This window comes from uncultured Corynebacterium sp. (assembly GCF_937999985.1).
Taxonomy (GTDB): domain Bacteria; phylum Actinomycetota; class Actinomycetes; order Mycobacteriales; family Mycobacteriaceae; genus Corynebacterium.
Genome location: NZ_CALLDG010000038.1, coordinates 1 through 10,782, shown reverse-complemented (window position 1 = coordinate 10,782; position 10,782 = coordinate 1). Strand labels below are relative to the sequence as shown.

The 10,782-nt window shown below is 64.7% G+C and carries 9 protein-coding genes and 2 pseudogenes; 7 read left to right on the top strand and 4 right to left on the bottom strand.

The features are described from left to right. The 4 genes from rpsK to rplQ all read left to right on the top strand — a co-directional run. Nucleotides 1–323, top strand: a 323-nt coding sequence (gene rpsK, locus Q0331_RS01715; protein WP_298074319.1) for a 30S ribosomal protein S11, incomplete at its 5' end; no start/stop codon positions are given. Nucleotides 324–349: 26 nt separating this feature from the next. Continuing rightward, nucleotides 350–955, top strand: a complete 606-nt coding sequence (rpsD, locus tag Q0331_RS01710) for a 30S ribosomal protein S4 (protein WP_005291869.1) — start codon at nt 350–352, stop codon at nt 953–955. 144 nt (nt 956–1,099) lie between these two features. Further along, entirely contained in the window at nt 1,100–2,113 is a 1,014-nt protein-coding gene (locus tag Q0331_RS01705) for a DNA-directed RNA polymerase subunit alpha (RefSeq protein WP_111711904.1), read from the top strand. A 55-nt stretch (nt 2,114–2,168) separates the two neighbouring features. Further along, nucleotides 2,169–2,744: a 50S ribosomal protein L17 gene (gene rplQ / locus Q0331_RS01700; protein ID WP_298074316.1), complete on the top strand. Its 576-nt coding sequence runs from the start codon at nt 2,169–2,171 to the stop codon at nt 2,742–2,744. Nucleotides 2,745–3,113: 369 nt separating this feature from the next. Here rplQ and Q0331_RS01695 read toward each other — a convergent pair whose 3' ends face one another. Together Q0331_RS01695 and Q0331_RS01690 are read right to left on the bottom strand one after the other, a co-directional pair. After that, nucleotides 3,114–3,269 carry a hypothetical protein gene (locus Q0331_RS01695; protein ID WP_269460637.1) on the bottom strand — a complete coding sequence of 52 codons (156 nt, stop codon included), beginning with the start codon at nt 3,267–3,269 and terminating at the stop codon, nt 3,114–3,116. Continuing rightward, complete coding sequence (locus Q0331_RS01690) at nt 3,263–3,574, bottom strand: hypothetical protein (RefSeq protein ID WP_298074313.1); 312 nt, start codon at nt 3,572–3,574, stop codon at nt 3,263–3,265. The genes Q0331_RS01695 and Q0331_RS01690 overlap by 7 nt, the downstream gene beginning before the upstream one ends. A 105-nt stretch (nt 3,575–3,679) precedes the next feature. Here Q0331_RS01690 and truA point away from each other — a divergent pair, with 105 nt between their 5' ends. Together truA and eccB are read left to right on the top strand one after the other, a co-directional pair. Continuing rightward, a complete protein-coding gene (truA, locus tag Q0331_RS01685) occupies nt 3,680–4,666 on the top strand; it encodes a tRNA pseudouridine(38-40) synthase TruA (protein WP_298074311.1) in 987 nt (328 codons plus the stop codon). A 1,266-nt stretch (nt 4,667–5,932) separates the two neighbouring features. Beyond that, on the top strand, nt 5,933–7,231 hold the full coding sequence (gene eccB, locus Q0331_RS01680) for a type VII secretion protein EccB (protein WP_298074309.1): 1,299 nt from the start codon (nt 5,933–5,935) through the stop codon (nt 7,229–7,231). A 212-nt stretch (nt 7,232–7,443) separates the two neighbouring features. Here eccB and Q0331_RS01675 read toward each other — a convergent pair. Continuing rightward, nucleotides 7,444–8,331 (bottom strand): annotated as a pseudogene (locus tag Q0331_RS01675) (S8 family serine peptidase); the annotation flags it as partial. Next, on the bottom strand, nt 8,331–9,482 hold the full coding sequence (locus tag Q0331_RS01670; protein WP_298074308.1) for an EsaB/YukD family protein: 1,152 nt from the start codon (nt 9,480–9,482) through the stop codon (nt 8,331–8,333). The gene Q0331_RS01670 and the pseudogene Q0331_RS01675, both read right to left, overlap by 1 nt. 233 nt (nt 9,483–9,715) lie before the next feature. Here Q0331_RS01670 and Q0331_RS01665 point away from each other — a divergent pair. After that, nucleotides 9,716–10,782 (top strand): annotated as a pseudogene (locus Q0331_RS01665) (cell division protein FtsK); the annotation flags it as partial.

Here is a 10,782-nt window from a genome sequence, read left to right as displayed (position 1 = left end):
TCAAGTCCACCTTCAACAACACCATCGTGTCCATCACGGACCCGAAGGGCGCTGTGATTTCCTGGGCTTCCTCGGGCCACGTCGGCTTCAAGGGCTCCCGTAAGTCCACCCCCTTCGCCGCTCAGATGGCTGCCGAGTCCGCTGCCCGCAAGGCAATGGACCACGGCATGAAGAAGGTTGACGTTTTCGTGAAGGGTCCGGGCTCCGGCCGCGAGACCGCTATCCGTTCCCTGTCCACCGCGGGCCTTGAGGTTGGCACCATTGCCGACGTCACCCCGCAGCCGCACAACGGTTGCCGCCCGCCGAAGCGTCGTCGCGTCTAAAGAGAAGAAAGGATTAGGGATCAAAAATGGCTCGTTATACCGGCCCCGTAACCCGTAAGTCCCGTCGCCTCCGCGTCGACCTCGTCGGCGGCGACAACTCCTTCGAGCGTCGCCCTTACCCTCCGGGGCAGGCTGGCCGTGCTCGCATCAAGGAGTCCGAGTACCTCCTGCAGCTGCAGGAGAAGCAGAAGGCGAAGTACACCTACGGCGTTCTGGAGAAGCAGTTCCGCCGCTACTACGCAGAGGCCAACCGTCGCCCGGGTAAGACCGGTGACAACCTGGTCATCCTGCTGGAGTCTCGCCTGGACAACGTTGTATACCGCGCAGGTCTGGCACGCACCCGCCGCCAGGCTCGCCAGCTGGTTTCCCACGGTCACTTCACCGTGAACGGCAAGAAGGTCAACGTTCCTTCCTTCAAGGTCTCCCAGTACGACATCATCGACGTGCGTGAGAAGTCCCGCTCGATGCTGTGGTTCGAAGAGGCTCAGGAAGCCCTGGTCGATACGATCGTTCCTGCTTGGCTGCAGGTCGTACCGTCCACTCTGCGCATCCTCGTGCACCAGCTGCCCGAGCGCGCTCAGATCGACATTCCGCTGCAGGAACAGCTGATCGTCGAGCTCTACTCGAAGTAAAACTGACGAACCTATTCGTTAGAATTACTTCGGATAGAACACCAAACGCGGTTTTCTACCGTCCGCACCGTCTACCAAACCTGGTGGCGGTAGTCCCCCTAACGGCGTCATATAGCGGTCGCCGAAAAAGGAGAAGCTTAAACAATGCTCATTTCACAGCGCCCCGCGCTCACGGAAGAGTTCATCGACGATTCCCGCTCCCGGTTCGTCATCGAGCCACTGGAGCCGGGCTTCGGCTACACGCTGGGTAACTCCCTGCGCCGGACCCTGCTGTCGTCCATCCCGGGCGCAGCAGTGACCTCCCTGCGCATCGAGGGTGTGCTCCACGAGTTCACCACCATTCCGGGCGTGAAGGAAGATGTCTCCGACATCATCCTGAACATCAAGTCCCTGGTTCTGTCCAGCGACTCCGACGAGCCCGTCTCGATGTTCATCCGTAAGGAAGGCCCGGGCGAGGTTACCGGTGCCGACGTTGAGGTTCCGGCTGGCGTGGAGGTCCACAACCAGGACCTGCACATCGCCACCCTGAACGAGCAGGGCAAGCTGGAGATCGAGATGACTGTCGAGCGTGGCCGCGGCTACGTTCCGGCTGCTACAGCTTCTTCTGAGATCGGACGTATCCCGGTTGACCAGATTTACTCCCCGGTCCTGAAGGTCAGCTACAAGGTCGAGGCAACTCGTGTGGAACAGCGCACGGACTTCGACAAGCTGGTTCTGGACGTGGAGACGAAGAACTCCATCACCGCCCGTGATGCTATGGCATCCGCAGGTAAGACCCTGGTGGAGCTGTTCGGTCTGGCCCAGGAGCTGAACCACGAAGCAGAGGGCATCGAAATCGGCCCGTCGCCGCAGGAGAGCGAGCACATCGCTGCCTACAGCATGCCGATCGAGGACCTGAACTTCTCCGTCCGCTCCTACAACTGCCTGAAGCGTGAAGAGATTCACACCGTCGGCGAGCTGGCTGCACGCACGGAGTCCGACCTGCTGGACATCCGCAACTTCGGCCAGAAGTCCATCAACGAGGTCAAGGTCAAGCTGGCTGGCTTGGGTCTGGGCCTGAAGGACGCTCCGGAGGGCTTCGATATCACCGATATCGAGGGCTACGACGCAGAGACCGGCGAGTTCATCGACACCGAGGGCGAGGACATCGCGGAATAACCCGGTGGTTAACCGCACGCGCTCACTGATTTAAAGATCCACACGAGGAGAACTAATGCCTACCCCAAAGAAGGGCGCCCGCCTGGGCGGTTCTGCTTCCCACCAGAAGAAGATCCTGTCCAACCTCGCTGCTCAGCTGTTTGAGCACGGCGCCATCAAGACCACGGACGCAAAGGCTAAGCTGCTGCGCCCCTACGTCGAGAAGATCATCACCAAGGCCAAGCGCGGCACCCTGGCGGACCGCCGCAACGTGCTGAAGCTCATCCCGAACAAGGAAGTTGTCGCTTACCTGTTCAACGAGCTGGCTCCGAAGTTCGAAGGCCGTCCGGGTGGCTACACCCGCATCATCAAGCTGGAGAACCGCAAGGGCGACAACGCTCCGATTTCCCAGATCTCCCTGGTGACGGAGCAGCTGGCCTCCACCGAGGCTGAGCGCGCTAACCGCGTTGCTGCTTCCAAGGCCAAGAAGGCCGAGGCCGAGGCTGCAGAGGCTAAGGCTGAAGAGGCCGAGGCTGCAGAGGCTAAGGCTGAAGAGGCCGAGGCTGACACCGCAACCGACAAGGCCGCTGAGGCTGAGGCTGCTGAGGCTGCCGACGAGGCTACGGCTGAAGATGCCGCTGAGGACAAGTAAGTCCGGCGCTCTCGCCTAGCTTTGAGGCGGGCCACGGTTACCCAATCGGGTAGCTCGTGGCCCGCCTTTTTGTTGCTTACTTATTGACGCCACCCGCGTCCGCCGGCCCCGATGTCACCGAACTGGCAAGGGTGCGCCTGTTGGCGTTTGCGGGGTGGGGGTTTAGATGGGTTTGGGCAGGTTTGTGGTGGGTTTAGATGGGTTTGGGCAGGTTTGTGGTGGGTTTGTGCGCTGAATGTCGCTAGAACGGGAATGCGTTAATGCGAACGATTTGCAGTTTTGTAAAAGTGCAGGTCAGAGAGTTTTCATCTTGGTGGTGTTTACCTTGCGGCGCGCGTATTCCCGTTCTAGCGACATTTGCCGGTTCGCCTAGTCCATCTCCAGCTCCGGTTCCTCCGCACGGGCCTGCTCAAAGACCTCCTTTGCCGCCGAGAGGTTAATCAGACCGATCACCACGCCGACCACTATGTCCGGCCATGCGCTGGCCCAGAAGATCATCACCACACCGGCGCCGAGGATCAACACATTAGCCGCAGCATCATTGCGCGCCGCCAGCCAAGCACCCTGAACCAACGCACTATCCGCCCCGCCAGTGTGTAGCTGGCCTTCCGCCGACTGGCCACCGACCACCCCAGGGCGGTAAGTACCAGAACGTTGATGAGGGTGTCTTCGAGGAAGTCTGCGGCGTCAGCAAAAAGGGCGGCGGAGCCGATGACCAGCGCAACCGTCACCTCAACTACGAAGCCAAGCCCGTTAAGAGCAGCGACCCACGCGACTAGGCGGCGGGCGCGCGAGTCGAGGGTGGAGGCGGAGAATTCGTTGTCTTGCATGCAGACTAGACTAAGGCGCGCACAGTGCCCATGGCGATTGCAGCAGCTGAGCAGCAACAGCTAGCCGAGTTAGCCGAACGTCCATCTGAAGGAGGCGCCCCGCCCATGACCGAAACGTCGCAGGCCCAGCAGCTCTCGCAGGCCCCCTCAGCTGCGCCGGCCAGTCAGCCCAACCAGGCCGACGAGCTGGTGCGCGTTCGCCTGGACGTGGCCTACGACGGCACGGACTTCCACGGCTGGGCCACCCAGTCCGGGGGCTTGCGCACGGTCGCGGGAGTGCTGCAGGAGAAATTGTCGCTGGTCACGCGCCATCCCATTGAGCTCGTCGTTGCCGGACGCACTGACGCGGGCGTACATGCCAGCGGCCAGGTCTGCCACGCGGACATCCCGGCGGACGCCTTCGAGCAGCGCTCGCTGACCCGCCCGGAGGATCTAGTGCGTCGCCTGTCGCGCATGTTGCCCGCGGACGTGCGGCTGCACGGGGCGAGTGTTGCTCCGCAGGGTTTTGACGCCCGCTTCTCCGCGCTGCGCCGGCACTACATTTATCGCGTGACGACTCACCCGGCCGGGCCTGTGCCGGTGCGGGCGCGGGATACGGCAGCGTGGCGCCACCCGATTGATCTGGGGAAGACTCAGGCGGCCTCCGACGCGCTGATCGGTTTGAACGACTTCGCGGCGTTTTGCAAGGCCCGCGAGGGGGCCACGACAGTTCGGGAGCTGCAGGAGTTTCGCTGGGTGGACGTCTCCACGGAGGCGGAACCGCAGACCTATGAGGCTCACGTCACGGCGGATGCCTTTTGCTGGTCGATGGTGCGATCCCTAGTGGGGGCGGCTCTGACGGTCGGGTCGGGCAAGCGACCGGAGGATTTCACTCCGGGGTTGTTAAAGGAGACGAAGCGCAGCTCGGCCGTGCCGGTCGCGCCGGCGGCCGGTTTGAACCTGGTGCGGGTGGATTACCCGGCCGACGAGGAGCTGGCGGAACGTGCGCTGACGACCCGCGCCAAGCGCTCGCCGGTCGGTAGTGGGAGCGGGTCGGCGGGAGCAGCCGCTGTAGATGCGGGACCAGCCGCAGAGCCGGACACTGCCCCGTGAGGGAAGCGGTGCTTGTGCGCATTCGGCCTCGCGCGGCGATGCTTTGCACGCCTTGAACGAGCGGGCGCGGGAGTGGCTGCACCCGCCGTCGGAGCCGCAGCCACAGCGGCAACCGGCGTATTCTGTGACGCCGGCTGCGACGCAGTTTTCGGCGCCAGCCTCGGCGCGGGCGCCGTGACGGCGAAGAAGTTAAAGTACTCCCGGTGCTCTCCGTGGGCCAGGATCGTACCCGTGCCAACCGGCGGCACCGCGATGTACACATCCACCGTGGGGTACCCCAGCCGTTGCAGGCGCTCGCGCCCCTGGGCGAGCACGTCCTCTGCCGCAGCGAAGCCAACACTCCCGCTGCGCGAATTATGCGGGTTGCGCGGGTCGCGAGAAGCTGCGGGGACCTCCACGAACAGCACCTGAGTTTTCGCCCCCTCATCGCCTACGAGCGCATCCGTCGCACCCAGGGCGTCCGCTACGCCCACCGCGCCCGCCCTGCCAGCGTTACCGCTGAACCTGCGCAGCTCAAAGAGCTCCTCCGGCCAATTCATCGACCCCTCCAGCGCACGCAGCTGCGCGCTCGTCCCAAACACCGCGAAAGTCGCGCCGGGGATGGGGTGCACCAGCATGGATTCGCCCGCGTCGGTCAGCCCGATAAACCAGCCCGGCGCAGCCGGAACGCTCAACTGCTCCGCCAGCCCGGCTACCTCCGCGCCCACCGGCGGAGCCTCCGCGGGCAGAGCCCACACCCCACACCCACTGGCGGCAAAAGGCATCCGCGCCGCCGCGTGCTCCGGCACACCCACCAGAGTGGCAGAGGAATCCCCCAACCAGCCGCGGCCGAAAGGCTTGGTGGGGACGGTTGCGGTGGAGAGGGTGGCGTCCACAAGAGAAAGACCTAAACCACCGGCCAATCGCTCGCTAGAGATTCGCCGCGACGACGGCTCGCCCCACAACCTGTCGTGCACGCAGAGCAGGCGGAACCAGCGCGTGTCCTGGTCCGTGGTGGCGCGGCTGCGGGCGAAGGCGAACCAGCCCGCCCCGATGCACCCGATCGCCACCAAACCGCATAGAACCCACGTCCACCAGGCAGTATGCTCAGCGTCGGCAGAATCGGCAGCAAAAAGTGCCACTGAACCCATTATTCCCAACCCCCAAAGTATGAAATTCCCCCGAATGCGAGGTTCGCCTCGCGCAAGTAATTCAACCATGGAATACTTAAGCGCGCTAGCGGGGGGCTAGAAACAACAAAAACAACAAAGGGGGAGCGCAGTAACCATGCGCACAACGGGGATACAAGTATCTGGATTCAACTTTCTGCTGCGCAGGCTCGAGCTCGCGCTGGTTATTGGGGATCCGCGGATGGCTCATGATCCACTGCGCAGCCAGCGGCGGGCGCTGGTCGTCGGCGTGCTGCTGAGCCTGTTGATCGCCGGTGGCGCAGTGATGCTGGGGCTACTGCGCCCACAGCCGAGCCTGGACGGAGCCGACCTGGTGGCCGATGAAACCGGGACGCTGCACCTGCGCTTGGAGGATTCTTACCATCCGATCACGAACGTCGCCTCCGCGCGGCTGATTCTGCAGCAGCCCGTTGAGGTGCAGAAAACCACTGCTGAGCAGCTATCTCAGGTGCCGTTGGGGCAGCCGATCGGCATTCCGCAGGTGCCGGGGCTTGTCGCCGCGCCGGACCGCGAGTGGTTGTACTGCGACCGTACGGACGGTGGTACGGGAACTGTGGTGGCTGTCGAACGCATCAAGGAGCACCGCCACGCTCTGCTGGCTGCGCCTTCGGGTTATTGGCTTATTGACGCCACCACTCGCGCCCGCATAACTCCAGACGCAGCCCGGGCCTTCGGCACGGAGGCGGTGCCCGCCAGTGATGGGCTGGTCCAGCAGTTCCGTCGCAGCCCCGACATCGCCATGCCGGCGGGAAAGACGAGGATGCCCGCGCCTTTCGACGTGGCGGGCAGGGTAATCACGTCTGGCGACCGGGCGTTTCTGGTGGACCGAGCGGGCGTGGGGGAGGTCAAGGGATCGCGGCGCGACTTTGCCCTGGCCAGCAGCCCCGTGCCGCCGGTGGAAGCACCGCTGGTGGATGTGATGCGCCAGCCGAGCGTGGACGTGCTGACGGGAATCCCGGAGTTCGACAACGAGCAGCCCGTGACGTGGGCGCAGCCGCAGATGGTGTGCGCGGGGCCGCAAGGTCTGGCGGAACCGGAGGATGGTGACGGTGCTGGTGCTGGTGCCAGTGCCGGTGGCGGGCAGGGCGCGGACTCAGCCGGAATCAGCGCCGTGCTGACCGCCGACGAACCAACAGCCTTCCACGGCCCGCGGGGCACGTCGGCACTGAAGACGGAGCGCGGATACGTGCTGGTCAGCGATAACGGTGTGCGCTACTCCGTGGGCAGTCAGGCCGAGCTGCGCGCCCTGGGGTTCACCGCGGAGCACGAGGTTCAGTTTGCTCGCGTGGCCTCGCTGCCCGACGGCGGCCTCTTGTCTGCGGAGAAAGCCCGGCAGACGACCGTGGCGATGATGCCCAGCGCCAGTATGAGGGAGAGCACAACCGGCACGGAGTAGTCGGCAACCTCCGGCTGGTGAGGCCGGGTGCTGACGGTCTGCAGCTCGTAGTGAGAGTCAGTCGAGTCATCGCTGGCATGGTTGCCGTGGTTGCCGTTGCTGCCAATGCGATTCCGCGCATCCCGCAAGTCGAGTGCCCTATCCACGGCCGTGGCGGGATTTATCACCAGCATTTGCTTTCCCAGACCCGGTCCGCTTGCACCAGGGGTGGCAGTGGTGGTCAGCAGCTCGCGGACCTCCTGCACGCTGAGCTGCGGGACGATCTGCCAGACCAACGCCGCCGTCCCGGAAACCACTGGCGCGGCGAAACTGGTGCCCTCGAAAGGATCGGGGTTGCCGACGATGGTGTGCACCTTCCCGCGCACGTCCACCTGCCCTTCCACCGGCCCGCCGGGGGCGAACAGATCCACCCAGTGCGTCGGCGCGCTGTACTGCGCGGGCACGCGCCCCTGGTCGGCGGAGTTCGCCTTCCCGGCATCCGCTCCGGTGCTGGCCCTCGTGGCTGCATCCGGACCAGCCCCGGCACTGGATCCTGCGCCAGCCGCTACCAACTCCTGCGCCCGCGGCGCCACCGCCCCCACGGCCAGCACAGAATCCAGACTGGAGGGAAACGTCGGCGCCCCCTCCGGGCACTGACCCGTGTTGCCCGTGGAAGCCACCACCAGCACCCCAGCCTTTTCCGCCCGGCCGATGGCCGCGCGTAGCTCCGCCGTATCCTCGCAGGCCACCATCGAAATATTGATGATCTTCACCCGCGCCTTTAGTGCCCGGTCGATCGCGTGAACCAGGTCCTCCACCGTGCCCTCAGCCCGGGAGGCAATCGCGTTATGCCTAAACGAATGCACCTTGGCTTCCGGCGCTATTGCCCGCAACACGCTGGTCACCACGGATCCGTGCAACACACAAAAATCGCGGTCTCCTACCACGCCCGGCCCGGCGGAGCCCGTATCAATCACAGCCACGTCCACGTCCCGGCCCCGGGACAGGGCGTGCAGCGCTGGGTACGAGGGGGCGTCAATATCCGGCAAAGGCACCGTACCCGGCGCCGCAACGGTGCCTTCCTGGCAGTTCCCGTGCGGCGAGGAATCCTGAATGATCATCAGCCGATACCTCGAATCGCCTCGAAGATCCCCGTGGTCTGCAGCGCCAGGGGGATGGCCAGGCAGAATGCAACGGCCTCCACCATGTCGATCACCCGGCCCAACATCGGCGATTGCACGCGCACCGCCGGCAGGCCAACCAGCACCAGGCACGCCGCACCCCAGGGTTCGTGCAGCGCCAACCACAGAATCGTCATCGCGGACAGCACCGCCAGCGCCACCGAATGTACCGGCCGGGTGCTGCGCGCGCTCACACCCAGTACGGCCACCAGCACTAGCAGCGCCGCCCTCCACAGGCTCAGCGGCTCACCCCACGGCGCCAGCTGGTACACGCACGCACCCAGTACCGCCACGATTGCCACCACCAGGGCGGAATGGACCTCCACCACCTGGCCCGCTCGGGTGGTCGTCGGCTGAGTAAACACACCAGTCGCGGGCACCTTTGGCAGCTTAATGCCCGCCAGACCGATCGCAATCTGCCCCGAATAAGCCAGCGCGAACATCGCCAGCAGCAGAGTAACCCCCGGCCAGAAATTCACCGCTGCGAACACCACCCACGTAACCGTCACGATCCGCGCCGGGCCGCTGCGCCACACCATGAGAGCCGCCACAAAGCATGCGCACAGCACATTCACGTGCAGCCCCAACCCGAAGCCGAGGATCGCGGCCAGGTAGGTGAAGTTGCGGTGGTGCAGTGAAGCCGCCGCCGTAGCCAGTGCCACCACTGCGGTTGCCGCGATCGTTGCGGTGTCTGCCGAATGGTTGAGGTTAAGGACGCCCCCAGCTCCAACCAACTGATTATCCAAAGGGTGCCACGCAGGGGTGGCTTGCAGGCTGAACAGCGCAACGATGGCCGCGGCGATCCAGGCCGCGGGGCTGGCGGGGATGGGGCCGGAAAGCTCCTCGACCGCCTCGGCTGGCGGGGCGGGAACGGTGGCGATCTGCAAGGTTAGCGACTCGCCGGGGCGCACGCCGGCCTCCGCCAATGTGTGTTGGGGCTGGACCTGCCCGACCGCCCGGTGGAGGGTCCAGTGTTCCCCCGGTTCCGCATCCACGAGGTGCGGTATGAGTTCCGCGACGGGCACATGGTCGGCGATGGCAGCGTTGATGGTGGTGCCCTTCGCGGGCACGGAAATGCTGAGAGCTAACACAGTAGAAAATCCCCCTGGTGGTGCACGTTTATACCGTGCCCGATTGAGTGTGCAGCGAGGATCCCCCCTTTGGACCCCGCCGGTGTTTCTTACACGGCACAGATAGTAACCCAGGCGAGACGAGCGCGCTTGCCCTGCGGGGTGTCCGGGAAAGGTTTAGAATCAAAAACCACATCCAGGGGGTTGGATGGGGATTAATTGGGGACTAGCAGGTAACCGGGGGATTTTTAACCATGCAAACACAGGCGCCGCCGACGCTGCCGAAGGACAAACAACCGTTCATCAGGTTGCTGATGCCTGCCGTGATGCTGATCGCGGTGGTGGGCATGGTGGCTGCCATGGTGCTTTCCGGGTCGGGGCGCAACCCGATCAGCTTCATCTTTCCGCTGATGATGCTGGGCAGCATGGCGATGATGTTCCAGCCGGGGGCGAATGTGGACGAGACGCGGCGCTCGTTCCACCGGCATATCGACGCGCTGAAGGACAGCGTGCAGCGTAGCCACGACGAGCAGCTGCAGGGCATGCTGGCAGCCCACCCGCACCCGCAGGCCCTGTGGACGCACGTGCACACCGGCACCGACGTGACTGCCGAGCCGGGCGTGGTGCGCATCGGCACCGCCGTGCAGACCCCGGATGATCCGCTGGAGGTGCCGGTGAATGCTCCGCCGGAGGACCTGGAGCCGGTCAGCGCTATGAGCCTGCGGGAGGTCGCGCTGCGCTATGCCACCATCGAAGCCCCGGTGTCTGTGGAGCTGGCCAGTTTCCACTGCATCGTGCTATTGGGCGACGGGGCGGCTGGCCTAGCACGTGCCATGCAGGCGCAACTGGCTATGCAGGATCCGGACATCATCGGGATCACCGGGCCTTTCGAGGAATGGTTGCCGCACGACGGTCCACGCAAGGTGCACTTCTGCACGGGTGAGAGCCCTGTGGTCGCCGGCGCGGTGGTTACGGAACCGAGTGAAGAATGGGTGGAAAACGCCAAGGGGCACGGCCTGTTGCTGCAGGTGGACAATGCCGCAGGCGGGTGCCTGCTGAGCGCCTGGACCGTCGACGGCTGGGTGCCCTTCGGAGTGGCCGACCAGCTCAGCGAGGTGGAGCTGGCGCAGATCTGCCGCGCCAGGTCCACCGTGAAATCCAACACTTCACTGCTGGAACTGCCCGGCGGGGACTTGCGCGCACCCATCGGTTTTTCTGGTGCGCCGGTGTACCTGGACATCAAGGAATCCGCCCTGGGAGGTATCGGGCCGCATGGCCTGTGTGTGGGCGCGACGGGTAGTGGAAAGTCGGAACTGTTGAA

Excerpts from the sequence above, each read along its gene's own strand:
- rplQ (WP_298074316.1), top strand. The coding sequence starts at position 2,169 with ATGCCTACCCCAAAGAAGGGCGCCCGCCTGGGCGGTTCTGCTTCCCAC.
- eccB (WP_298074309.1), top strand. The coding sequence starts at position 5,933 with ATGCGCACAACGGGGATACAAGTATCTGGATTCAACTTTCTGCTGCGC.
- Q0331_RS01705 (WP_111711904.1), top strand. The coding sequence starts at position 1,100 with ATGCTCATTTCACAGCGCCCCGCGCTCACGGAAGAGTTCATCGACGAT.
- truA (WP_298074311.1), top strand. The coding sequence starts at position 3,680 with ATGACCGAAACGTCGCAGGCCCAGCAGCTCTCGCAGGCCCCCTCAGCT.
- Q0331_RS01690 (WP_298074313.1), bottom strand. The coding sequence starts at position 3,574 with ATGCAAGACAACGAATTCTCCGCCTCCACCCTCGACTCGCGCGCCCGC.
- rpsD (WP_005291869.1), top strand. The coding sequence starts at position 350 with ATGGCTCGTTATACCGGCCCCGTAACCCGTAAGTCCCGTCGCCTCCGC.